21 protein-coding genes are annotated in these 25,836 nt (G+C 43.0%); 5 read left to right on the top strand and 16 right to left on the bottom strand.

Going from position 1 to position 25,836, the window contains the following annotated elements:
- Nucleotides 1-43: 43 nt before the first annotated feature.
- The 11 genes from ACILP5_RS01030 to ACILP5_RS00980 form a co-directional block, all read right to left on the bottom strand.
- Complete coding sequence (locus tag ACILP5_RS01030) at nt 44-562, bottom strand: hypothetical protein (RefSeq protein WP_395616789.1); 519 nt, start codon at nt 560-562, stop codon at nt 44-46.
- A gap of 17 nt (nt 563-579) precedes the next feature.
- Complete coding sequence (gene dnaG, locus ACILP5_RS01025) at nt 580-2,532, bottom strand: DNA primase (protein ID WP_395616788.1); 1,953 nt, start codon at nt 2,530-2,532, stop codon at nt 580-582.
- A gap of 1 nt (nt 2,533) precedes the next feature.
- Nucleotides 2,534-3,772 (bottom strand): NupC/NupG family nucleoside CNT transporter, encoded by a 1,239-nt coding sequence (locus ACILP5_RS01020; RefSeq protein ID WP_395616787.1) that lies wholly within the window; start codon nt 3,770-3,772, stop codon nt 2,534-2,536.
- Nucleotides 3,773-3,796: 24 nt separating this feature from the next.
- Nucleotides 3,797-6,073 (bottom strand): polyphosphate kinase 1, encoded by a 2,277-nt coding sequence (gene ppk1 / locus ACILP5_RS01015; RefSeq protein WP_395616786.1) that lies wholly within the window; start codon nt 6,071-6,073, stop codon nt 3,797-3,799.
- Nucleotides 6,074-6,292, bottom strand: a complete 219-nt coding sequence (locus ACILP5_RS01010) for a hypothetical protein (RefSeq protein WP_395616785.1) — start codon at nt 6,290-6,292, stop codon at nt 6,074-6,076.
- 1 nt (nt 6,293) lies between these two features.
- The gene (gene gyrB, locus ACILP5_RS01005; RefSeq protein ID WP_395616784.1) at nt 6,294-8,264 is read right to left on the bottom strand and encodes a DNA topoisomerase (ATP-hydrolyzing) subunit B; all 1,971 of its coding nucleotides are present in this window, start codon (nt 8,262-8,264) and stop codon (nt 6,294-6,296) included.
- 92 nt (nt 8,265-8,356) lie between these two features.
- The gene (gene purH / locus ACILP5_RS01000; protein ID WP_395616783.1) at nt 8,357-9,880 is read right to left on the bottom strand and encodes a bifunctional phosphoribosylaminoimidazolecarboxamide formyltransferase/IMP cyclohydrolase; all 1,524 of its coding nucleotides are present in this window, start codon (nt 9,878-9,880) and stop codon (nt 8,357-8,359) included.
- A 55-nt stretch (nt 9,881-9,935) separates the two neighbouring features.
- Complete coding sequence (locus tag ACILP5_RS00995; protein ID WP_395616782.1) at nt 9,936-11,096, bottom strand: glycoside hydrolase family 88 protein; 1,161 nt, start codon at nt 11,094-11,096, stop codon at nt 9,936-9,938.
- 152 nt (nt 11,097-11,248) lie between these two features.
- Nucleotides 11,249-12,013 (bottom strand): SDR family oxidoreductase, encoded by a 765-nt coding sequence (locus ACILP5_RS00990; protein ID WP_395616781.1) that lies wholly within the window; start codon nt 12,011-12,013, stop codon nt 11,249-11,251.
- A gap of 1 nt (nt 12,014) precedes the next feature.
- The gene (locus tag ACILP5_RS00985; protein WP_395616780.1) at nt 12,015-13,310 is read right to left on the bottom strand and encodes a glycoside hydrolase family 105 protein; all 1,296 of its coding nucleotides are present in this window, start codon (nt 13,308-13,310) and stop codon (nt 12,015-12,017) included.
- A gap of 59 nt (nt 13,311-13,369) precedes the next feature.
- Entirely contained in the window at nt 13,370-16,201 is a 2,832-nt protein-coding gene (locus ACILP5_RS00980) for a PQQ-dependent sugar dehydrogenase (protein ID WP_395616779.1), read from the bottom strand.
- A gap of 254 nt (nt 16,202-16,455) precedes the next feature.
- Between ACILP5_RS00980 and ACILP5_RS00975 the strand changes: the two genes are divergently transcribed.
- Nucleotides 16,456-16,875, top strand: a complete 420-nt coding sequence (locus tag ACILP5_RS00975) for a YybH family protein (RefSeq protein WP_395616778.1) — start codon at nt 16,456-16,458, stop codon at nt 16,873-16,875.
- 86 nt (nt 16,876-16,961) lie between these two features.
- Here the strand turns inward: ACILP5_RS00975 and ACILP5_RS00970 are convergent, their stop codons facing one another.
- The 5 genes from ACILP5_RS00970 to ACILP5_RS00950 form a co-directional block, all read right to left on the bottom strand.
- Nucleotides 16,962-17,543 carry a protein-tyrosine-phosphatase gene (locus ACILP5_RS00970; RefSeq protein WP_395616777.1) on the bottom strand — a complete coding sequence of 194 codons (582 nt, stop codon included), beginning with the start codon at nt 17,541-17,543 and terminating at the stop codon, nt 16,962-16,964.
- Between the two features lie 25 nt (nt 17,544-17,568).
- Nucleotides 17,569-18,087, bottom strand: a complete 519-nt coding sequence (locus ACILP5_RS00965; protein ID WP_395616776.1) for an ArsI/CadI family heavy metal resistance metalloenzyme — start codon at nt 18,085-18,087, stop codon at nt 17,569-17,571.
- A gap of 1 nt (nt 18,088) precedes the next feature.
- On the bottom strand, nt 18,089-18,424 hold the full coding sequence (locus ACILP5_RS00960; RefSeq protein ID WP_395616775.1) for an ArsR/SmtB family transcription factor: 336 nt from the start codon (nt 18,422-18,424) through the stop codon (nt 18,089-18,091).
- A 69-nt stretch (nt 18,425-18,493) separates the two neighbouring features.
- Nucleotides 18,494-19,912 (bottom strand): amidohydrolase, encoded by a 1,419-nt coding sequence (locus ACILP5_RS00955; RefSeq protein ID WP_395616774.1) that lies wholly within the window; start codon nt 19,910-19,912, stop codon nt 18,494-18,496.
- On the bottom strand, nt 19,909-20,760 hold the full coding sequence (locus ACILP5_RS00950; protein ID WP_395616773.1) for a diacylglycerol/lipid kinase family protein: 852 nt from the start codon (nt 20,758-20,760) through the stop codon (nt 19,909-19,911). Before ACILP5_RS00950 ends, ACILP5_RS00955 begins: the two co-directional genes overlap by 4 nt.
- A 43-nt stretch (nt 20,761-20,803) precedes the next feature.
- On the opposite strand from ACILP5_RS00950, the gene ACILP5_RS00945 reads away from it, so the two are divergent.
- The 4 genes from ACILP5_RS00945 (at nt 20,804) to ACILP5_RS00930 (ending at nt 25,766) form a co-directional block, all read left to right on the top strand.
- Nucleotides 20,804-21,520, top strand: coding sequence for an SDR family oxidoreductase (locus ACILP5_RS00945; RefSeq protein WP_395616772.1), 717 nt, complete (start codon nt 20,804-20,806; stop codon nt 21,518-21,520).
- Between the two features lie 74 nt (nt 21,521-21,594).
- Nucleotides 21,595-22,905 (top strand): MFS transporter, encoded by a 1,311-nt coding sequence (locus tag ACILP5_RS00940; protein ID WP_395616771.1) that lies wholly within the window; start codon nt 21,595-21,597, stop codon nt 22,903-22,905.
- Nucleotides 22,902-23,843, top strand: a complete 942-nt coding sequence (locus tag ACILP5_RS00935; protein ID WP_395616770.1) for a carbohydrate kinase — start codon at nt 22,902-22,904, stop codon at nt 23,841-23,843. The genes ACILP5_RS00940 and ACILP5_RS00935 overlap by 4 nt, the downstream gene beginning before the upstream one ends.
- Nucleotides 23,844-23,849: 6 nt before the next feature.
- A complete protein-coding gene (locus tag ACILP5_RS00930; RefSeq protein WP_395616769.1) occupies nt 23,850-25,766 on the top strand; it encodes an alpha-amylase family glycosyl hydrolase in 1,917 nt (638 codons plus the stop codon).
- The last annotated feature ends 70 nt before the right edge of the window (nt 25,767-25,836 follow it).

Raw genomic sequence — 25,836 nt, 5'->3', positions numbered from 1 at the left:
TATCCGAGGACAGATTAGTCCCAGGCTATGAAGGAATTAAAAATTAAGCTTGCCGTGGCGGCGAGAAAAAAGCAGACGAAAAGTCAATTGTAGGTAAAATAGGATGACTGATTGCCTCCGAAGGGGAAGGCCAATCCAAAATATACAGCACCCAACCAGATGACTGAGCACAATATTCTTTCACTAAGGAGTTAATTAATTTCGTTTTAGCTGGAGTAGAACCTGGTTCATCCGTTAGATGTTCGTTCACCTGCTCCGCTAAATCAAAGAAGTTTTCACGGGCATTCCGGTCTTTCACCATCACCGTGACTAAGGTATCATTTTCAACCTTACGCGACTTCATTTCATAGAATTCATCCCCTTGGCGAACAGAACCCTCTATTTCTTCGGATGAAACCCAATCCGTTTGGTAAGGTAAATTAATGGGTATTTTAACGACTACCGTTTCTTCCGTTTCCGGATCTATAGACACGGTGTTGCCATCCGATAGATACTGCAAAGCGAAACCGCCTGCTTGGTAAAGCAGCACAGAGAATAGCATTATGGCAAGTATTTTCTTCATTCTAAGGCAAAAATAGGCTATTTTTCAATAACAGTACCTAATTCTTGAGAAATATTTTTTTGAATTTCCTTCAAACGCAGAAACTCTAACAAGACTCCATCCATCTCTGGAGAATCGGCTTGCAAGGAATCCAATTTAGAAAGTACCTCCTTTAAATGCTGATCATTATACACTTTACGGAGACGTAACACATTTTTATAGGCCAAATCCTCCAGCATCTCCTCATCCGTATTCACGCGAATTTCGTGCTTATCCTTCCATTCTGAAGATACAGAATGCTTATCAGACGAGATATTAATGGAGAAAGATTGGATTTCCTCATCTGAATGGTGTAAAAAGAAATCAGGCTTAGGTGCACGCTGAGTAGCAAATTCTTGCTTGCAGAGGTCCAAAATGCGAATAAATAGCGGCGTCTGAAAAACCGTACCCTCTAATTCATCAATTAAATAATGAACCACCGATAGACCAGGCGCCTTTTCTGGATTAATTTCCAAATGACCATAATTGATCATTAAGCGGACACATTCTAATTCTTGGTAATAGGCTAAATTTGGGACTTCAACCGTCTGATCCCCTTGAACGGGTTCGATGAGATCTCTAACCTCTGCATATTGCTGGGCAGAGATTTGTTGAGGATCATTCGAAGCCCCTTTCATCTTCTTTAATTGAATCTTATTTAATTCAGCCAGCAAGACATCTTCATCCATCCGCATCATAGAGGCGGTCTTTTGAATAAATAAGCTGCGCTGAATCCCATCCGGGATTTTGGAAATAGATTGAACCATTTCTTTAATCATCTCTGCTTTCTTGAAGGGATCATCTCCCGCTTCGTCTTTGAATAAATTCGCTTGGAAAGAGATGACGTCTTTTGACTCTTTTTTGATATACTCCACAAAGGCCTCTGAACCAATCTTTCTAACAAAAGAATCGGGGTCATTCCCTTCAGGGAATACCACTAAATTCACTTGTAAGCCTTCTTCTAGAATCAAATCCATTCCACGTAAGGCTGCTTTAATACCCGCAGAATCACCATCATATAGAACGGTGACATGCTGTGTGAATCGACCGATTAACTTGATTTGCTCGATGGTCAAAGAAGTTCCTGAAGATGCTACCACGTTCTTTATTCCCGCTTGATGCAGCGAAATAACATCGGTATAGCCTTCAACGAGGTAACAAACATCTTTGGTGCGAATTTCATTCTTAGCTTGCGCGATGCCATAGAGCGTCGACGATTTATGATAAACTTCCGTTTCAGGAGAATTCAGGTATTTCGCCTGGTTCTTCGCATCATTACGAAGTATACGTGCGCCAAACGCAATAATCTTTCCCGAAACATTGTGGATCGGAAAAATTACTCGATTTCGGAATCGGTCATAGACTTTTCCGTCGTCATTTTTTTGTGTGACTAGACCCGCCTTTTCAATGATTTCTTGAGAAAAGCCCTGTTTAAGTGCTGATTTCAAAAAGGCATCCCAAGCTTCCGGGCTGTAGCCTAAATCGAAAGATTGTAGGGTTGCATCAGAGAAACCACGTTCCTTAAAATAAGGAAGGGCAATAGACTTACCTTCGTCTGTTTCGTATAATTGCTTTTTAAAGAATTCCTTCGCGTATTCAAGGATGATGAGTAGACTCTCTCGTTCGTTTTGACGAACGAGCTGGTCGTCAGTCATTTCCTCTTCCTGGATATCGATGCCGTATTTTTTGGCCAAATGACGTAATGCCTCCCCATATCCAAGACCCTCCATATCCATGACAAAACGCACGGAATCTCCAGCCTTACCACATCCAAAACATTTGTAGATTCCCTTCGCAGGTGAAATAGAAAAAGAAGGCGTTTTCTCACCGTGAAAAGGACAACATGCCCAATAGTTCGCGCCTTTCTTCTTGATAGTTACGTAATCCCCGATCACGTCTGCCACCGCAGCCGTTTGCTTTATTCGCTCGACGGTTTCGGGATCAATGCGCATATTACAATAATAAACCGGCTAAAGTAGCAGATAAATAAGAGGCCAAAGTACCAGCGATCAAGGCTTTGAAGCCTAATTTCGCTAAATCAGAACGGCGTGAAGGGGCTAATTCGCCGATACCACCAATTTGGATGGCTACAGAGGAGAAGTTAGCAAATCCGCAAAGCGCAAAACTGGTAATCGCGATTGTTTTAGGGTCCAACGTTGCTTTTAAATTGACCATATCTAAATAGGCTACGAACTCATTTACCACCATCTTCTTTCCCATTAAAGCACCAGCCACTTCCACATCTTGAGCGGGAACTCCCATCGCAAAAGCAAAAACAGAGAATACTTTTCCCAGGATTGTATTCATTGATAATTCTGGATAGTTAATCCAAGCACCGATATGTCCTAAACCCAAATCCACTAAAGCGATCAAGGCAATAAATCCAATTAGCATTGCGATTACATTCAATCCCACTTTCAAACCCTCACTTGCACCTGCCGCAATCGCGTCCACTAAATTCGCGTGGGTTTTAGATAATTCTAATTTCACTTCACCTTGGGTTTCCGACTTCTCCGTTTCTGGAAAAATGATTTTAGAAATAACCAATGCACCAGGTGCAGCCATTAAACTTGCTGCTAGTAAATACGCAGCCGGAACACCCAATGAAATATAAACAGCCATAACTCCACCGGCGATACACGCAAATGAACCCGTCATCGAAGCCATCAACTCCGAATTCGTCATATTTTTCAAATAAGGCTTAATCATGATTTGCGCTTCTACCTGCCCCACAAAGGTGGATGCGACATTCGAAAGCGCTTCTGCCCCACTCACGCCCATTAACCTGTGAACACCCTTTCCGATAAAGGAAACCACGCGTTGTAGAATACCTAAATGATAGAACATATTCACTAAAACAGCCACGAAAATAATGGTAGGAACCACTTTAAAGAAGAAAATATAGTCATTCCCAGGACCAAAAGCCTTGATCATCAAATCGCGATTCACTAAAGATCCGAACACGAACTGCGCTCCTTTATCCGCTTGACCTAATAAAGTATTGATGGAATCACCTAGCCATTGGAAGAGGTTTTGGCCTACTGCCGTCTTTAAGATAAACACAGCTAACAAAACTTGCATCAAAAGACCTACACCTACCGTCCGGTAATTGATTGCTTTTCGGTTATTTGACATCAAAAATGCCACGCCCAAAATCAATACGATACCTAGCAATCCTGTAAATCTTTCCATTTGTTGTTTTTTGGTGTAATTCGCCTATTTCATTTCTAGGCTAACGGTAAATTTATCAAAAGCTAATTCGGCAACCAAATCCTCGTCTTTGATTTCATAAAATTTCGAGTGGATATTGAATGGCTCTTCACTCTCAATTTTCCAATACGTACCATCCTCCTGCATCTCATACGAATTCTTGGTATCCCGTAAGTTCCAATCTAAGATGGTAATAGCCAAATTCTTCGCCCGTGTATTCACTAATTCAAACAAAGATTCAATACGTCTGTCAAAACTTCGCACCATCACATCTGCGCTACCCCCGTAAATTTTAGGATCACCTTCATGGTGGAAGTAATACAAACGCGTATGCTCTAAATACTCCCCTACAATTGATTTAATAAAGATATTCTCTGATAAACCTTTACGTTGCGGACGAATACAACAGATTCCGCGCACAATTAATAGCACCGGCAATCCCGCCTGCGAAGCCTTGTAAAGAGCCTCCATCGTCTTCAAATCTTGTAATGAATTAATCTTCCAGCAAATACCTGCAGGTTTTCCTTCTTTGTAATTCTTCACCTCATTTGCGATCATCTCGATTAAACGGTTACGCATATCCCGTGGCGCCGTAATCAAATGCTCGTAATGCGTAGGCATCGAATGACCCGTGATTACATTGAAAAACTCTGAAATATCCTGTGTGATACGGGTATCAGTTGTTAAAAGGCCAATATCCGTATATAATTTAGCCGTATCCTCATTGTAATTTCCAGAAGAAAGGTGGGCATAACTCACCACGTGATTGCCTTCGTTACGAATAACTTGTAGCAATTTCGTATGCGTTTTTAATCCTGGAATCCCGTAAATCACGAAGCAACCTGCTTTCTGCAATTTCGTTGCCTCCTTAATATTGTTCTCCTCATCGAAACGCGCCTTCACCTCAAACAAGACCGAAACGTGTTTTCCTTGTTCCGCCGCACGCAATAAGGCGCTCGAAATACGGGAGTTTTTGGAAATCCGATACAAAGTGATCTTAATCGCTAATACCTTCGGATCATCAGCCGCCTGTTCCAATAATTGAATAACGGGTTCAAAATTGTTGTAGGGATGGTGTAATAAAATATCACCTCGCTTAATCGTATCGAATATGTCATCTATCACCACTGACTTCAGACCTAAAGCCGGAACCACAGCAGGATTTACAGCCATTTGAGTCTTAAATTCAGCGTGTTTTAAGATTTGCCAAAAACACGTAAAATCTAAAATCGAATTCTTAATAAAGATATCAGAACGCTCTAAATTCCAGCGCTTTAACATTTCAGTTAACAAGAAGTCTGAATGGAATTTCTCCACTTCCACTCGTGTCACTCGACCCAACCGACGGTCCTTGATCTTCTTCTTTACCTCATCTACAAAATCCGTATCCGAATCCTCGTGTTCTACTAAATCAAAATCTCCGTTACGAGTGATGCGAAATAAAGTCGTTGATTCTATCTCCACGTTTCGGTACAAAACCTGCAAATGGTGACGAATTATCTCTTCGATCGGGATAAACAACACTTTGTCCTCCCTTTCTATTACATAAAAACGCTTCAAATTCAATGGAATCTGCACAAAAGAGATCTTTTGCTCCCGCTCGTTTCCCGTCTTTTTCTTATCAGAAAGGCCTAAAGTCACTACCCCAAAAATCAAGGTCTTCGCTAACAAACTCGGAAAAGTGTGCGTATGATCGAACACCATCGGTGTTAACATTGGATAGATGGTCCGCTGAAAATAAGTCGCTACTTCTTCCTTCTCCTCTTCATTCAAATCATCTAAACAAGCTAATAAGAGCCCATTCTCCGGAAATAAAGGCAAGATTTCCTCCATAAAAAGACGGTGCTTTTCTTGCGTAAACTCTTGCGCTTCATCAATAATCGCCTGCTTAAAGGGTACCTCACGCAAGCCACAATAATCCGTTCTTTCCTTCCCTAAATCAATGTAATTATACAAAGAGCCCATCCGAATGGTAAAGAACTCATCCAAATTAGAAGCCGTAATCGCTAAAAATTTTAAGCGATCGAAAAGTGACTTAGAACTATCACGTGCTTGGTCTAATACGCGCTCATCAAATTTCAACCACGACAAATCACGGGAGATGAATTTTGATTTCACAATGGTATCCTTCGACTTTTGGGTCGACTTATCCACCTTGCGATTTTGCTCCCGAGGAGCCATCAAATTAATTTTCCAGTTCGTAGGCGTAAGTAAAGACAAAAGATTCCCGGCAAGGGAATCTTTTGACTCTTCGTGTTTCAGTATTTTATCTAATTCACTCATTTATTCAGTAGGTATTTGATTTTTGATCGCTTGATAATCAGAACCCAAACGCCCCATTTCAGTGGCCAAGAATTTCTGAAGTTGTAAGTTAAACAAGCCTTTATCTTCCTCTGTTAAGGAATTGTAAAAGTCTTTCAATTCCTGATTGATCACTTGCTTTTCCTCAAGCGTCTCCGCGTGAATCCCGCGCAAATGATACGACTTAAAATCAAAATTCATGCTAAACGTCTACTTTAGCGTATTTAGCATTCTTCTCGATAAAGTCACGACGTGGCGCTACTTCATCACCCATTAACATCGAGAACAATAAATCTGCCTCAATGGCCGATTCCACCGTTACTTGCTTCAAGGTACGAGACTCCGGATTCATCGTAGTTTCCCACAACTGCTCCGCGTTCATCTCTCCAAGACCCTTATAACGTTGTACTCCTACGTTGTCTTCTTTTCCTCCACCCGCTAATTCTTGAATCGCTAGAGTACGTTGATCTTCTGTCCAAACGTAACGCACCTGCTGTCCCTTTTTAACTTGGTACAAGGGTGGCTGGGCGATGTAAATACAACCGCGATCTACTAATTCGCGCATATAACGGAAGAAGAAAGTTAAAATCAAGGTACGAATGTGACTACCGTCAACGTCCGCATCGGTCATGATGATCACCTTGTGGTAGCGCAATTTGTCCATATTCAACGCACGCTCATCTCCATCTTTTCCGAAAGAAACGCCCAGCGCCGTAATCATATTCTTAATTTCTTCGTTCTCGTAGATACGGTATTCTTGTGCTTTCTCTACGTTCAAAATCTTACCACGCAAAGGCAAAATAGCTTGGAATGCACGGTTACGACCTTGTTTCGCCGTACCGCCCGCTGAGTCTCCCTCGACAAGGTAAATCTCACACGTTTCTGGATCAGAATCCGAACAGTCAGCTAATTTACCTGGCAAGGAGTTCGAACCTAAAACCGTTTTACGCTGAACCATTTCACGCGCCTTTCGAGCAGCATGACGTGCTTGGGCGGCTAAGATAACTTTGGCTACAATTTGGCGAGCCTCTTTCGGGTGCTCCTCTAACCAAGACTCTAACATGTCTGACATCGCAGCAGAAACCGCACCAGAAACCTCCCCATTACCTAGTTTGGTTTTTGTTTGGCCCTCAAACTGTGGCTCAGCAACTTTCACGGAAATAACCGCCGTCAAACCTTCACGAAAATCATCTCCCGCGATATCAATCTTTAATTTTTCTAAAGCACCGGACTTATCTGCATAGTTTTTCAACGTACGCGTCAAAGCACCACGGAAACCTGCTACGTGAGTACCCCCTTCAATCGTATTGATGTTGTTCACATACGATACCACGTTCTCCGTGTAGGAAGTGTTGTACATCATAGCTACCTGAACTGGAACGCCATTCTTATCACCCTCCATATAGATAGGCTCAGAAAGCAATGGCTCACGCGTTGAATCTAAGAACATAACGAACTCGCGAAGACCTCCTTCGGAAAAGAATTCCTCCGTTTTCGCAACGCCATTCTCGTCTAATTCACGTAAATCAGTTAATTGAATACGAATTCCCGCATTCAAGAAGGATAATTCACGTAAACGACCCGCAACCGTTTCGTATTTGTATTCAGTTACCGTAAAAATAGTCTCATCTGGCTTAAATAAAACCGATGTACCCGTACGATCTGTTGTTCCTACCTCTTTAACCGGGTATTGTGGAACACCAATTTTGTATTCTTGTTGGTAAATTTTACCATCACGACTATAAACCGTTACTTTTAAATCAGTCGATAAGGCATTCACACAAGAAACCCCCACACCGTGCAAACCTCCAGAAACCTTGTAAGTATCTTTATCGAATTTACCACCGGCGTGAAGCACAGTCATTACCACCTCTAGGGCAGAACGCTTCTCTTTCGTGTGCATTCCCGTAGGGATACCACGACCGTTATCTTCTACTAAAATGGAATTATCCGTGTTGATCGTCACCTTGATCATATCGCAATGACCGGCTAACGCCTCATCAATCGAGTTATCAACTACTTCCCAAATCAGGTGATGAAGCCCTTTAAAGCCGGTATCACCGATGTACATGGAAGGACGTTTACGAACCGCCTCTAATCCCTCTAAAACTTGAATATTATCTGCACCGTAATTTGCCCGATCTTGAGCTGATGAATCTTGTGCTTCTGACATAATGTATTTAAAATGGGTTAAACGAAGACATTAAGGCCTTCGCATATGTTGTTGAATTTAATCCTAAAAATATAATTTTTAACCGAAAAATCCTAGTGTTTAAAGTGACGAATTCCTGTCATCACCATGGCTAAATTATTTGCATCGCAGTAATCAATCGAATCTTGATCTTTTATAGATCCACCCGGCTGCGTAACCGCCACAATACCTGCATTTCCAGCGATCTCAACGCAATCTGGGAAGGGGAAGAAAGCATCCGATGCCATCACAGCGCCGTTTAAATCAAAGCCAAATTCTTTTGCTTTGTCGATTGCTTGTTTTAAAGCGTCTACACGTGAAGTTTGGCCTACACCTGAAGCTAATAGCTGGCCATCATTGGCTAAAATGATGGTATTTGACTTCGTATGCTTACAAATTTTTAATGCGAAGGCCAAAGCGCGCTTCTGCTCGTCTGTAGGAACGCGTTTCGTTACCGTCTTGAAATCATCCACACCTTCCATCACTAAATCTTTATCCTGCTCTAAAACCCCATTCAATAAAGTCTTGAACATCACTTTCGGGAAAGAAACTTGGTTACGCTTCAATAAAATACGATTTTTCTTCGTCATTAATATTTCCAAAGCCTCCTGAGTAAAGTCTGGCGCAATAAGAATCTCACAGAACAACGGATTGATCGACTCTGCCGCAGCTTTGTCCACCGTATTGTTTGTGGCTAACACACCACCGAACGCAGAAATTGGATCACAAGAAAGCGCTTTATCATAGGCCTCTTTCACCGTAGAACCAGTAGCCACGCCACAAGCGTTCATGTGCTTAATGATAACGAAAGCTGTTTCTTTAAACTCGTCTAAAAGGGAAAGGCACGCATCTACATCCACTAAGTTATTGTAAGACAATTCCTTACCGTGTAGTTTATCAAATAAAGCCGCTAAATCTCCGTAGAATTTACCTTGTTGATGCGGGTTTTCGCCGTAACGTAAACCGTGTGCTGGCAAGGTCGTATAATTTGCTAAATCTGCAGATTGGCCAGCGAAATAACGCTGAATTGCTCCATCGTAGTGAGATGAAACAGCGAATGCCTTTCCTGCGAAACTTCTACGCTCTTCTAAAGTCGTCGAAGTAGAACCGTGTGCCGCAAAAATCGCAGAAACTTCAGCGTATTGATCACGAGATGAAACGATTAATACATCATTAAAATTCTTCGCTCCACCGCGGATTAAAGAGATACCACCAATGTCAATTTTTTCAATAATATCCTCATCAGATGCTCCAGACGCAACCGTCTCCTCGAATGGGTATAAATCTACCATCACTAAATCAAGCGCTGGAATATCGTATTGTTTAGCAACAGCCACATCCTCCGCTAAGTCACGACGGTGTAAAATACCACCGAAAACTTTCGGGTGCAAAGTCTTCACGCGACCGCCAAAGATCGACGGATATCCCGTTAAATCTTCCACTGCAATCACCGGAATACCCAATTCCTCGATGAAAGACTGCGTCCCTCCCGTTGAATAAAGTGTCACTCCGTTTTTGTGAAGTTCTTGAATAATAGGCGCTAAACCGTCCTTGTAATAAACCGAAATTAAGGCTGATTGAATTTTCTTAACTGACATGGGGCTTGATAAAAAATGAAGCCTCAAAGGTACGAAATTCAGCCCAAAAAGCCGTCTATTTTTTGGCCATTTTTTGGTAGCGCAACAAGCCTTCTAAATAATAGTAATCTGCATAGATTAAGGGCACGTCAATTTCAGAATTCAAGGATTTCGCTCCCAAGCAATGCTTGATCAAGAAGTGATTATTTTCACCTAAAGCCGCTCGGTAAGCAGGCGATGAAAGTGACTCTAACATCTTCACCGCATCAGCGTAGTAGCGCTTGCCTTTCTCACCAGAATACGTACTTAATTCCAGCAAAGCAGAGGCTGCAATCGCACCTGCCGAGGCATCACGTTCCTCTGTGGGGATGTTAGGCGCATAGAAATCCCAGTACGGAATTTTATCAGCTGGCATATTCGGGTGATTCAAGTAGAAATCGGTGATTTTTTGCGCGAAGTCTAGGTATTTCTTATCCTTCGTATTTCGGTACATTTCCACATAGCCATACATTGCCCAGGCATGTCCACGCGTCCAGGTAGATTCGTCTTGGTAGCCTTGGTGTTGTTTTTTGGCCAAAACCTTACCATCCACATCATAGCAAATCACGTGGTAGCTCGAATAATCCGGTCTAAAATGATGCTTCATCGTATTATCCGCGTGAATGATTGCAATCTCCTTAAAACGCGGGTCTCCCGTCTCGCGCGACGCCCAGAATAACAATTCCAAGTTCATCATATTATCGATGATCACTGGATATTTATAACCACCTTTGAAGCCATTCCAAGACTTAATCAAACCAATTTTAGGATCAAAACGAGTCGCTAAAGACTTAGCTGATTGAATCAATACCTTCTTGTATTCTGGATCTTTGGTCAAGCGCAAGCCATTCCCGAAAGAATCGTACATCATAAAGCCCAGATCGTGCGTTCCCGTATTGTATTGCTCCTTCTTGACCGCTGCCGTCCATAAACGCGCCGCAGACTCCCATTTCGGGTCTTTCGTCTTTTCATATAGGAACCAAAGTCCACCCGGGAAAAATCCTGAACACCACCAGCTAGACGGCTTATTGCTATACGAACCGTCTTGTTTTGCGGAGTGAATCGTTGTGCTCGTATCTGGTCGGGCAGCTAGCATCAATTGGTATTGTTGGCCAGCTAAAGCGATTTGTTTATCCACGTCTATTTTCTGCGCGAAAAGGGAGGTGGAGATAAAAATGAGGGATAAGATTTTTTTCATAGGTTTAGTTTTTTAATTAGAGCACAAAGAATAAAGCATAAAGTATAAAGTTGGAATCTCCTTCGGAGATGAATTTATGAAAGATTTTTCTCGAATCCATCCGCGAAGCGGATTCAATCTTTATTCTTTATTCTTTGTGCTCTATTCTTTCATTACCGACCCATCCAACCGCCATCGACGGTCAGTATGGTTCCGTGTACATAGTTAGAGGCGTCAGATGCTAAGAAAACCACAGGACCCTTAAAGTCCTCAGGTTCGCCCCATCTTCCTGCCGGAATTCGTCCTAAAATAGAGCTACTGCGATCTTTATCTTCCCGCAAGGCAGCTGTATTATCAGTTGAAATATAACCTGGAGCAATCGCATTCACATTCACTCCCTTCCCAGCCCACTCATTCGCTAATGCCATTGTTAAACGGGCAATTCCGCCCTTGCTTGCTGCATAACCTGGCACGTTAATGCCGCCTTGGAAACTCAAAAGAGACGCGGTGAAAATAATTTTACCAGAACCCTGAGCTAACATAGCAGAACCGATCTCTCGGCTCAAAATAAACTGAGACGATAAATTCACCTCTAAAACCTCATCCCAAAATTCATCTGAATGTTCCGCAGCTGGATTGCGCAAAATGGTTCCCGCATTATTTACTAGAATATCGATGCGAGGAAAATCTGCTTTTACTTGTTTAATAAAAGCATAGAGCGAATCGCGGTTAGAAAAGTCTGCCTGGTAGGCTTTGAAATTGCGACCTAAGCCGGCGACTGCTTTTTCAATATCAGATCCTGACAATTCTAATGAAGCCGAAACTCCGATGATATCTGCACCAGCCTCCGCTAAACCCAAAGCCATTGCCATTCCTATGCCTCTTTTGCAGCCCGTAACGAGCGCTACTTTTCCTATTAAATCAAATGCGTTTTTCATATTATTTCAAATGTACGGCGGAATCGTTGATTTGGTAGTTGTTTTGTTTCAGTAAATCCATCATCGCGGCACCAGCTAAAAGTACGGGGCCATAACCGTGCGCTGCGTAGGGAGAAATCGGTCGATGGTAATAGAAAGCGGGATCCCAGGCTAAACCGGTACCCACGCAGGTACCTTCGACTTGGCCTTTTTCGTTCACTTTCGTATTAACCGCATTCCAGCCTAAGATGGCAGCTGGACCATATGTTTTCGGGTCTAACCAGCCTTTATTGATTCCTTTGGCCATCACATAGGTATAAATCGCCGTACAAGAGGTCTCTAAATAGGAATCATTTTTATCCAATAATTGATGCCAAAAACCGGTTCCATCTTGTAAGGCCATTAGCCCTTTTAAGTGGTTTTTCAACTGAGCCAAAAGAGCCGGTCGCGCCGGATGATTCACCGGTAGGTATTCCAATAATTCCGCATTCGTTAACAAGGCCCAGCCATTTGCGCGGCCCCAATGGAATTCGGGATGCTCCATCGCATCGACTAAATAACCGTGCATATATATATTCTGAGTTGAATTGAACATCCGCTTTTGATACGCATTAAACTGAAAAACGGCCTCCTCATACTCCTCTAATTGCAATAGAGCTGGAATCGACATATATACATCATCAAGCCACATCGTGTGGTGTAATGGACGAATGCGCACTAGAGTACGATCCGGCAAACGATGCTCTTCTTTTAAGATAAAATCAGATGCGCGCTTCGTAATGTAGGACATATCAGTAGTGAAGCCTGCTTTTTTGGCCTTTATCACCGCCATTCCCATCGCACCTATGTCATCAAGTGCGCGCGGATGCACTAATCCTCGTAAAACATGCGGCTGATCAGCTGTAATTTTGATGGCCTCTGGAACACCCGAATTAATCAGATTTAAGCGATTAAACACATAGTTTTTGTATTTCACATCACCGGTCACTTCAGTTAAGGCTAACATTCCTGAATAGGTAACTCCCCATTCATAAGAGATTGGGCGAAAATCACCTTTGCTAAAAATGGCATTAGCGTTATACGTTTTCACCTCTGCACCACTGGTTTTATCGACAAAGCGATTAGGGGTGGCAGTATCTAAATAGGTAAAAATACGATCGATCGTTTTCTGTATATCGGCGACCGCTGGAGCACCATAAGGCGTGGGATAATCTGGCTGTAGCGCGTGTAAGGGCGCCGTTGCATCAGAGGCGGTGGTGATGTTTTTTTGGGCAAATAAAGTGCCCGAAATCAACAACAATAATACGGTATAGCGCATAAAAAAAGGTTCTCTCTATTTAAAGCAGAGAGAACCTTTTACTTACTATAATCGAGAGATTATTTTTTCATTTCAATACCCGAAATCTGCACGACAATTTGTTGTTCTGTGGCTTTCGGATTCACCGCCACAAAATACAAGTCATGTGAACCTGAGGTGGATTGTATCGCTACTTTTTGGGCAGCTGGACCAGCCATTCTTCTTTGACCTGCAGGTGCCGCCGCTGGGGCTGCTGCCGGAGCTGCTGAAGCAGCTGGCGCAGCTACTCCTGTTCCTAGTGGCGCGCCTTTACCTGGCGTAGCTGCTGCTGGAGGAGGTCCACCAAATCCACCTTGTGAAAGTTCAATGGCTGAAGTCTTACCAATAACAGGTCCTGTTGGCGAATCTAATCGAATTTCAATCACCCCACCTGCTGCGTTCGCTCGTGCTTGCGCTGAGGCAGCAATTTCGATTGTCGAAATACCCGTTAAATCTAAGTCTTTGTAGCCTAAATACGGGTTTTGACCCACCATATTCGTCGAACGACCTGGTGTGATTAATTGCAAGATACCTTTCGAAACATCTGCTTTCTCTACGTTCAACGCTGGGTGACGCAAGAACAACCATTTCTCAGATTGAACCGGTGCCATTTTCTTGTTTCCTTTATCTAAGTAGGTCGCACGAACGACGAATACCCCTTTAGAAGAGGCTTGATCCGCTGGTTTTTTCAAGCCTAATTCTCCAGCAATACCGATCGCATTGCTCGCTTTAGCATCCCCTAAACTCAGGATGTAATTAACCATGGATTTTGCGTCTGCTTTTGAGATATTCGGGTGTGCAGACATCGCATGCTCTCCCCAAACTCCCATACCACCCACAATAACCTTATCAGATAGTTTCTCCACCATATCTTGTCCTTTGTACTTCTCAGCCACTTCTTTATACGAAGGTCCTACGGAACGTACAGACATTTGGTGACATGATTTACAATCACTCGCATTGATTAAACGAAGACCAGCCGAAGCAAATAAATCGCTATCAGCCTTTCTGTGCGATTGTGCCATTTCGATTGGATCGTAACCAGACGCCACATAATCAACCGTTGCAGCAACCGCCTCTGGCGCGATTCCTTTTCCTAGCGTACCGTCTTCCTTATCTTCCACTTTCACCGCATATTTAACTGGCTGGCCTTCAAAATAGAAAGATTTATTGCCTTCCACTGCGATGTCGACTACTGGAGCCTCATTTCCTACTAATATTTCCAAAGAAGCCGTATTCGATAATCCCTTCGGATCCGAAGCTTTCAAGCTAACTTGGTATTTACCTGCGTCTTTCAAGCTTAAAGTAGCAGTCGCACCAGTTAAATTCTTCACGATTTTACCAGCCTTCTTCACTGTCCACGTATAGGTTAATTTATCTCCATCGAAGTCTTTCGTCCCTTCTGCGGATAATGTCGTAGTAAACGGTGCTGCACCAGCCTTCTTCGCTGCAGAAGCCTCCACATAAGGCTTGCGGTTTCCTCCTTGGTATTCGATCTTCACTAAACGGGCATTTTCATTGCCACGGAACCAAGCCGAACCATATTCTAACACGTATAAATCACCCTCTGGGCTGAAGTCCATATCAATCGCAGAACCAAAAGTCGTCGAAGGCATAAAACGCTCCATCGACTTATAATCTCCTTTTTCATCCATTGTCACGGCCATAATCCAACCACGCATAAACTCAACAATTAACCATTTTCCTTCATAATACGCTGGAAAAGCACGTTTTGCAGTAGGAAAATCAGAGCGATGGAATACCGGACCACCCGTCGCTGAACGACCTGATGAACCTACTAATGGAAACTCTTCTGAAGTACCATATGGATACCAAATCATCGCCTTCGTTGCCGCAGGCAATTCACGTAAACCGGTGTTATTAGGGGATTCGTTAATAGGAGCCGCTGGATTGAACTTAGGACCAATTGCCATCGTCTCAAAGTTTACATCCGCATAAGCTTGGTTATTTCCGATGAAATAAGGCCAGCCGTAATAGCCTGGACCTTTGGCCTGATTAAATTCATCATATCCGCGAGGACCTTTCTCTGAATCAACCGAAGCATCTGGACCTACCTCTCCCCAATATAAGAAACCTGTTTTCGAATCAATACTAGGTCTCCAAGGATTGCGGTGACCCATCGTATAAATCTCCGGCTTCGTCTTAGGCGTGCCTGGAGCGAATAAATTGCCTTTAGGAATCGTGTACGTACCATTCGCCTCTGGGTGAATACGTAAAATCTTTCCACGTAAATCATTTGTATTCGACGCACCACGCTGATCATCCCAATACGCTTGACCTGGACGCTCATCAATAGGCGCATAACCATCTGAATTACTGTTACTTGTATTATTTCCTACTGTTAGGAAAAGATTTCCTGATTTATCAAAAACCATTCCACCACCAGTATGGCAACACTCCTCACGCTGTGTAGGAACCTCTAAAAGCACTTTTTGTTGCTCAACTAACAACTCATCCCCACGCAATTCCATACGCGCTAAAATATGTTTAGTCTCTGTCGGATGCGCATAATAAAGATATAACCAATGATTTTTGCTGAAGTTAGGGTCCAAAACAATTCCCATCAATCCCTCCTCTGCCACACGCTCTTGACCCAGGCGATTCTTGTACTTCGTATTCACATTTAAGTGAGCGATCGTCTTCGTTTCTTTGGTCTTTGTATCATAAGACTTCACATCCCCTTTTCTTTCTACGAATAGAATACGTCCATCCGGCAAAAAGGTAAACTCCATCGGTTCATCCAATTTGTCAACTAAGACTGATTTCACAAAACGATTTTCATCTGGGGCCTGCGCAAGCGAAGAAAGCACAGGAAATGCCATCAAAATGGCGAGAGTAATTTTCTTAATCATAGGTTTAATTTATTATTCTACAAAAATGATACAATAATCGGTTATTCAAAAAAATGTGGTAAAAATTGAGACGAAATCCCGGAAAACGGTAGTCGGTATCCAGTAATCAGTAGTCGGGAGTCGCTAGTCACTAGTCGATAGTCGGGAGGAAAAAAATACCATTTACCATTTACCATTCACCATTCACCATTTACAATTCTCTATTATCTTTGCTCTATTATCTTTACTCTCTACTCTCTTATCTATAATCTACAATGAAAATACTCCTCCTTCTCCTCCTCCCCACTCTCCTGTTCGCACAAACAAATAAAGACGAATCCGACATCAAATCTGTCCTGAATACTCAGATTACACTTTGGAACGCCGGAGATGTGAAAGGCTTTATGGAATACTACGAAAAATCCCCTAACCTGAAATTCATCGGAAAAGGCGGAGTAGTCTCTGGCTGGGAAGCTACTTTGGAACGTTATTTAAAATCCTATCCTAATCGGGAGATGATGGGAACGCTAGATTTTGACATTCAAGAAATCGATGTTACTGATGGAAAAACGGCCTGGGTATTAGGAAAATGGCATTTAACAAGACCAAAGGTGGGTGATGCGGGAGGTTATTTTACGTTGTTGATGAAGAAAATTGATGGTAAGTGGCTGGTTGTGAGGGATCATACCTCGTAGGAGAGAATGGTAAATGGTGAATGGTAAATGGTAAATGCTTCCTCCGGACTTTCGACTAGCGACTAGTGACTAGCGACTCCAGTCTACTAGATTGATACCCTTGAAAACACATAAAACATCTCCCCCGCAATCTGTCTAGACCTCGCATCATATTGCGTGGCCTCTTCAGCTGTGTCATCAAAAGCTTTAGGATCCTCATAACGTATTGGAATGCGGGCTTCTGCTCCAGGTATAATGGGACAATTTTCATCCGCATGCGAACAGGTCATAACCGTTGCAAAGATTCCATGTGGGTTGATGACGTCATCGTATAATTTTGAGAATAAGATGATGGGACGTGAATCTTGGGTATGCAGGGCAAAGTAAATCGGATTCGAATGTCCGTGTTTGGATACGATGAAACCCATACGTTCTAAGGAGGCAACGGTGCGTTCGTTGCAAGCCGTCACTTCTACCCCACCTGAATAGCATTGAGCTGGGATTTGGAAATAATCTGCGGCGGTTTGTGCCCAGACTTGCGAGAATTGAGAGCGACGGGAATTGTGCGTGCAGATGAAATTCAGGCGAATGGGCTGCTCTTTCTTGCGTTTGTCTTTGATATAATCAATTAAGACTTGTAAAATTTCTCTACGCTCCTCGGGGATTTCGAGGGAGAGAATTTGGTCCAAATTTTGGTTTAATAAATCCTTCATCTTAGCAACATCCAGAGCCTGGAGCACAAGCGTTTGCGGCTTGCACTTCGGCAATTTTTAATTTTGGTTTTTCTATAACGGCATCCGCAGGAGGCATGCAACAAGCTGAGGCATCTTGCATTTCATAGTGTGGGTCATTGAATTCGGCGTCTTCATGGAAATAATATACTTCCCATTGTACGCCATCGGGATCTGTAGCCCAGAATTTATCCTGTACCGCGTAGCAGCAGGAAGTGCCTATTTCTTCTTTAGAAACAATACCTTGATTTCTAGCTACTTCTAAGCGTGTTTGCATTTCTTCCGCCGTCTCCAATTGAAAACCTAAGTGGCCAAAATTCGACTGAACTCGGTCTGGATTTTCAATAAACGAGATAATGAGTGACGGACTGTCTAAAACATACTTTGCATAGCCTGGCTTTACCTTCGTAGCTGGCTGACCGAAAAAAGTCGAGTAAAAATTCACCGATGCCGCTAAATTGCTGACATACAGGGAGACGTGCATTCGTGGAAAAGTTGACATATTAACAACAGTTAGATTTTTGTGCGATAAAATAATGTTCGAAGAACTCCCCAAAAAGTTGGCTAAATTCTGCCCACTTTTCTGGGTTAATGCAATAACAAACCGAGACACCTTCTATCGTACCTTGGATGAAGCCGACCTCTTTCAACTCTCTTAAATGTTGAGAAACAGTGGCTTGGGCTAAACCTAATTCTTGGACTAAATCTCCGTTGATGCAGGTATTGGATTTCACCAAATGTTGTAAAATAGCGACGCGCGCAGGATGTCCGAGTACTTTGGCCATCTGAGCGATTGCATTTTGTTCTTCTGTGAAGAGATCTGATTTAGTGATTCCCATGGTTTAATTATTACATTGCAATATTACGATGAATAAATAAAATAAAAAAGGCCGAAGCCTTTTTATTTTTTAGTCTCTATAATTCAAGGCCGGCTTGCGATCGCCTAAAAGCGCCTTATATTTAAATTCAGCCCCTTTTCGCTTCGTCCACTCTGCTTTTGCTGCATCAATCAAGGCGGGATTCTTGAATAAATCCAGGGCGGTTCCTGCTAATGTTTTGGCAGCCACCATCATACCTTTCTTTCCTATGCTCATTCCACCCGCAGCCACCGCTTGCCAGCTGTGTGCTGACGTACCAGGTACCCAAGTTGCTGTGCCTAAACCGATTGTAGGCACTACCCAACTCACATCACCCACATCCGTGGAACCACCGCCACTCGGATCCGGACGACCCGGAACGACTGAGGAGGTCGATGCTAAATCGGTTTGCAACATACCTGTTGTTTGCTGCATTTGTTTCGCGAAAGCTAATTCTGTGGGATTCAAAATGTATCCACCTACGGTTTGTAAGTTTGTACTCATGACAGACGCTAACTTATCGTTTGGCAAAATTTCATATACTCCACCGATAACCTCTAGTTCGTAACGTGTACCTGTTCCTAAAGCGGCCCCTTCGGCGGCTTTTTCCAAGCGATTCCACACATCCGTAACGATATCGCGTTGCGGTGAACGCACATAATAATAGACCTCTGCGTAATCTGGAACGATATTAGGGGCTTTACCACCGTTCGTAATCACATAGTGAATTCGGGTAGAGGATGGCACGTGTTCGCGCATCATATTCGCCATAAAGTCCATGGCCTCCACAGCATCTAAAGCAGAGCGCCCTCTTTCAGGAGAAGCAGCTGCGTGTGAAGAAAGTCCATAGAAACGGAATTTGCCTGTTTTATTAGCCAAAGAAGAACCCGTAGAAACCGAATTCGCGTCGCTTGGATGCCAGTGCAACATGATATCAGCGTCATTAAATAAACCCTCACGCACCATATATACTTTTCCAGAACCCCCTTCTTCTGCAGGGCATCCGTATAACTTAATTGTTCCTTTACCACCTGTTTCTTTCAGCCATTCTTTTACGGCAATAGCCGCAGCAGAAGAACCTGTCCCAAATAAATGGTGGCCGCAAGCGTGACCAGAGGCACCTCCTAAAGATCGTTTGGTCGGAATCGAATCTTGTGATAAACCAGGTAAAGCATCGTATTCTGCCATAATCCCAATCACCGGTTTACCTTGACCGTAAGTCGCGACAAAAGCAGTAGGAATACCGGCTACTCCAGATTCAATCGTGAATCCAGCTTGCTTTAAGGTTTCCTGTAAGAGTGCAGAGGATTGTTTTTCTTTATATCCGACTTCGGCGAAGTTCCAGATTTTCTGTGCGATAGCACTGTAATGCGATTCTTGTTGTTGTATTCTTGCTAAGACTTTCTTTTTATCGGCGTCTTGAGCGAAAACTTGAAGACTTACTAGGGCAAACAGAAGTATTTTTTTCATAGTGTAGGAATGATGAATTTAAATTTAGCAGGAAGAACGCAGAAATCAAATTTGTCTGACGTTTGAACCTCCCCATCTACTTGTGCACTGAGCACACGACTGGTTTGAATGGAAATCTTTTTCTCTTGAGAAAATTCAACTATAGGCAGGTTTACATGCTTCCCTGATTGAATAATGGGCATATAATAAAGTCTTTTCCAAACCGGAATGGGCTGACAGAAGAGCACATCGAGAAGACCATCTTGCACGGAGGCTTTGGGAAAGAAATGAAATCCTCCCCCTGCTCTTGAGGAATTGAAAACCATGCAAAGAAAAACGTCGCGATCTACCGTTTTTGCATAGGAGACAGAATAGGTTTTAAACTTCAATAAGTTCGGAATAGCCGCTAAATAATAGCCTAAACCTCCTTTAAAATAGCGAATAGAATCCATTGATTTAAGTACCTCTCCTTCTATTCCAATCCCCACACCATTTAAAAATAGTTGCCCATTACAGGAACCTGCATCGAATTCCTCAACATGTCCCGCCAAGACGGCTTCTAAATGTGACACTCTTGATCGCTCCCCGAATAGTTTCCAGTAAAAATCATTCCCAGTTCCGCCTTTAAATAAGGCGATGGGCTTATCAAGCGAAGGATAGTTGTTCACAAAATAATTAAAAGTGCCATCGCCACCCATCACCCAGACTTGATCAAAATCACTTAAAACGGCAGGCCATTCTTTTGTAAAAAGCTCAATTTCCCAGTCTTTTTTCTTTAGCTTTACGACTTCTAGGACCCAGGAGAAATAGTCTAAAATATCGACTGTATTCTTCAAGGGATTAATTAGAAACGCAATTCTTTGATTCATATCTATATTGGAATTGTATAAATTTAACAAAAAATAATCTTATATGTCAAATTCCCTACCCACCGCCATCATCACCGGAGCCTCTCGTGGAATCGGCCGTGCACTAGCTATCTTATTGGCTCAGAACAACTTCCAACTCAGTTTAGTGGCACGCAATAAAGGTGAATTGAAGGATTTGGCTGCTGAAATTACGGAAATTGGACATCGTCCCTTGTATTTCGATGGAGATGTGTCTGATGAAGCCTTTGTTTCCGAAGCGGTCGAAAAAACGATGCATACTTTCGGGCATATTGATTTTGTAATCAATAACGCGGGGATCGGGGCTTTTGGGCCTACGGAATCCTATTCTGCAGCGCAATGGGATCAGGTATTTGACACGAACGTGAAAGGCACTTTTTTATTCTCTCAGAAGGCCCTGCCTCACCTGAAAGCCGCTAAAAAAGGTCATTTTATAACGATTGCCTCTGATGTAGCTAAGCGGGTTTTTGATGGAGGATCTCTTTATTGTGCATCTAAATATGCACAACACGCGTTCACAGAGGCGCTAAGAAAAGAGGTGAGAAGAGATGGAATTAAAGTTAGCACCATTTACTCTGGATTAGTGGATTCCCACTTTCATGCCGATCCAACAGGGGATCCTTCCCACCAAGGTTGGTTAAGTCCGGAGGATATGGCGAACAGTATCTTTTATGTGATGAATCAACCAGCGCACGTAGTTATCGATGAATTGATGATACACCCGCTTAATCAGGAATATTAGGTTCAACAGTGTAGGACAGTTTGCTGGTCTTGGGTAGAATAGTTAAATTTCATCTACGAATAAACCTATCAAACATGTCATTACGTAAACCCTCCTTGAGTTTCAGTCAAATAGTCAACATGAACGTTGGCTTTTTTGGTATTCAATACAGCTTCGGATTACAGCAGAGCGCAGTGAATCCCATTTATGATTTTCTAGGAGCGAGTCCAGACGAAATTCCCTTATTAAACTTAGCTGGCCCCGTTACTGGGCTTTTAATTCAACCATTCATCGGTGCATTAAGCGACAGTACCTGGCACCCTAAATGGGGCCGCCGCAAGCCCTATTTCCTCATAGGAGCCTTATTATGCAGTATTTGCCTACTTTTATATCCTTTCAGCTCCTCGTTATGGATGGCCGCTAGTTTATTGTGGATACTAGATGCTGGGAATAACACGGCGATGGAGCCTTATCGTGCCTTTGTGGCAGATAAATTAAACGACGAGCAGCAGCCGACTGGTTTTCAAATGCAGAGTTTCTTCACCGGTTTTGGCCAAACCTTAGCTAACCTTTCCCTCTTCATCTTCCCGATGATTTTCATCGGAAAAACCGGCTCTTTACCTACCTGGGTATATGCCTCCTTCTTTTTAGGGGCTGTCTGTTCCATCGGTTCAATCTGGTGGAGTATGCACACCACCTCGGAAATTGAACCGACCGAAGAGGAATTAAAGGAAATTCGTGCACGAAAAACCAGTGTACTAGAATCCATTTTCGAGATTTTCCATGCGATAGGTGAAATGCCTAAAGTGATGTGGCAATTAGCCCTTGTATATTTATTCCAATGGTATGCCCTGTTCTGCTACTGGCAAAATTCATCAAAGAGTATTGCGCTTTCTGTTTGGAATGCAACACCGAAAGATAACCCAGAACTATACGAACAAGCGGTTTCCTGGACGGGTCTAGTGAATGGATGGTACAATATCGTCACTTTCTTATCTGCCTTAGCCTTAGCTCGTTATGCGAATAAATATGGGGCTAAAGCTGTTCATATGGTTTGTTTGATTTTAGCGGCGGCAGGTTTCCTGGCCTTCCCACACATTGAGAATAAAAACCTCTTGTTCTTCGCCATTTCTGGTTTCGGGATTGGTTGGGCGAGTATGATGGGTATCCCCTATTTACTAGTCGTGGGAGATATACCGAAGGAGCGTTATGGCGTTTATATGGGTATCATTAATATGATGATAGTTATTCCAATGATCTTACAAAATCTTTCATTTGGCTATATTTTAAAGCATTTTTTAGACAATGATCCCAGAAATGCAATTACCTTTGCAGGAGCTTTATTAGCCATTGCAGCCCTAGCGACTGCCTTTATTAAACCATCCCCATCTAAACAATCCGCATGAGTGTCATCTGTATAGGCGAAGCCTTGATTGATATGATTTGTACTGACAAGGGTTCAAGCCTATCAGACGGTCAACATTTTTTAAAGAAACCGGGAGGTGCTCCCACGAATGTAGCAGCCGCGATAGGTGCCTTAGGCGGGAAGGTTTTATTAAGTGCCAAAGTAGGAAATGACCCTTTCGGTCGCCAGCTCATCTCGGTGATGCAGGATTTTAATGTGGACACCAAACATGTTCATTTAGATCCGAACTCTTTCACGACTTTTGCCTTCGTTTCTCTTATGCTAGACGGAGAACGTGATTTCGTTTTTAATAGAGGCGCAGATGCGGCTTTAACTGAAGCGGAAGTGGCGGCAATTGACCTTTCTAGCGCGAATATTGTTCACTTCGGATCAGCTACTGCCTTTTTAGAAGGGCCACTAAATGCAGCCTATTATTCCTTAAAAGACCGAGCGAAAAAGGACGGCAAAATCATTTCTTTTGATCCGAATTACCGCCATTTATTGTTTGGCGATAAAATACCCACCTTCATCAAGCAAAGTCTACTCTTCCTGAAAGAGGCAGATTTCACCAAATTATCAGATGAGGAAGCGATGCTAATTACTGAGACGGAAACTTTGGAAGAGGCGACGGAAGCTTTATTAGAAATCTGTAAAGGCGTTTTTGCCATTACCTTAGGAAAAGAGGGTACTTTATTAGGCCTAGCTGGCAAAACCTATATCATTCCAAGTATTGCCATTAAACCGGTCGACACGACGGGTGCTGGCGATGCCTTTGTAGGCGCTGTACTTTATCAATTAGATGGTTTAAAAATCCAAGATCTTGATTTTGCGGCCTGGAAAAAGATTGTGGAAAACGCTAATAAGGCGGGTGCCAGAACGTGCGAATACCTAGGAGCCATGGAGGCCTTCAAAAATTTGAATAACAGTATTTTTAATTAATCGAACGTGTACAATTCCGCTTTACAAAAACAGGCGCATGCGCTTATAAAGAACCATAAGATCAAAGATGCAGGCTTTCAAGAGCGTTTAACTGCGAATTTGGACGATATCCATACCCATTTTAGAACGATTTATGGAGACAGTCCCTTATTTACCGATTTAATCAACGCTATTTTTCAAGCACATCTAGATCGCAGTGCTTCCTTAAAAAAAAGGGACGAAGCAAAGGCGAAGCAGGAAGAAAACTGGTTTTTAAGTCAAGACCTCGTGGGGATGAGTCTTTACGTGGATCGTTTCGCAGGAAAGATTAAGGACATGCCAGCTAAATTGCCTTATTTGGAAAAATTAGGCGTGAATTTCCTCCACCTGATGCCCTTATTTAAGAGTCCAGAAGGAGAAAGTGATGGCGGTTATGCAGTGGAAGATTTTCGCGTGGTGGAGGAGAAGTTGGGGACGATCGAAGATTTGCGTGCATTCCAGCAGGAGCTGCAGCAAAAGGACATGTATTTAATGATCGACATTGTGTTAAATCACACGTCGCATCACCACGAATGGGCGAAGCTAGCGAAAGCGGGGATCAAAGAATACCAGGACTATTTCTACATGTACGATGACCGCCGCATTCCGGATGCGATGGAAGAAACGATGCCAGAAATTTTTCCAGAGAGTTCCCCAGGCAGTTTCACTTATGACGAAAAATTAGACAAATGGGTGATGAGCGTTTTCCATCATTACCAGTGGGATTTGAATTATACGAATCCCAAAGTCTTCGTAGAAATGCTCGCTAACGTATTCTGTTATGCGAATCTAGGTGTGGATGTGGTGCGTATTGATGCGCCGGCGTTCATTTGGAAACAAATGGGTACCTCTTGCCAAAACCTACCTGAAGCCCACCAATTGCTACAATTAATCAAAATGTGTGTGGAAGTGGCAACGCCGGGAATGGCCATTTTAGGTGAGGCGATTGTGGCACCTGCACAAATTATGGAATATTTTGGGACGGGGCGTTTCGCGACACACGAATGTGACTTCGCTTATAATGCCACCCAAATGGCAGTGCAATGGGATGCCCTCGCAACAGGCGATATCCGCGTGATGCGAACCGCACAAAATGAATTATTGCGTAAGCCGAAAGGCGCAACCTGGCTAACTTATACCCGTTGCCATGATGATATCGGTTTAGGTTATGACGATTGGATGATTGAGCAAGCTGGTTATAATCCCTACGATCACCGCTCGTATATCAAGAACTATTACAGCGGCGGAATCGACTCACCAGCCACAGGTGCCCTTTTTGCAGTGAATCCAAAAACACAGGATGCTCGCCTATCTGGTTCACTAGCCTCTTTGTGTGGTTTGGAAAAAGCCATAAATGCAAAAGATGCGTCTGCCATTCAGACATCGATTGACAAGATTATCTTGATGCAGGCACTAAGCCTATTTGTAGGAGGGGTTCCCATGTTATTCTATGGTGATGAGGCGGCTTACACAAATGATTATGCTTATTTAGAAGATCCTGGAAAATCCTACGATAACCGTTGGATGCACCGACCTATCATCGATTGGAAGAAGAATGCGGCGGTTGACTCGCCGAATACAGTGGAAAACCAGGTATTCTCGAATTTACAAAAGCTGATCAAGCTGCGTAAATCATTAAAAGCGGTGGCTGATTTGAAAAATATTCACTGGTTAGAGATTCACAATAATTCCATCATCGGTTTCGAGCGCTACATAGAGGACGAGAAAGTGTATTTCTTATTCAACTTTAGTGCGGTGCCGCAAGAGGTGACCTATTATGTACTCGGTGCTTTTGGAGAACGTGCCACTTCGCTGAAAGACCTTTGGTCAGGCAAAACAATCCAGGTGGGAATGGATCATGACCATTTAGCATTTGCTCCTTACCAGTTTTACATCCTAAAATAAAAAAACATCCCCCACGAGGGGATGTTTTTCCAGATTCTAAATTCAATCATTAAACACTAAAACCTTAGGC

The sequence above is a fragment of the Aquirufa sp. genome (assembly GCF_044239315.1).
GTDB lineage: Bacteria > Bacteroidota > Bacteroidia > Cytophagales > Spirosomataceae > Aquirufa.
Note: the sequence above shows the minus strand (reverse complement) of the source record. Positions and strands in the feature narration are given on the sequence as shown.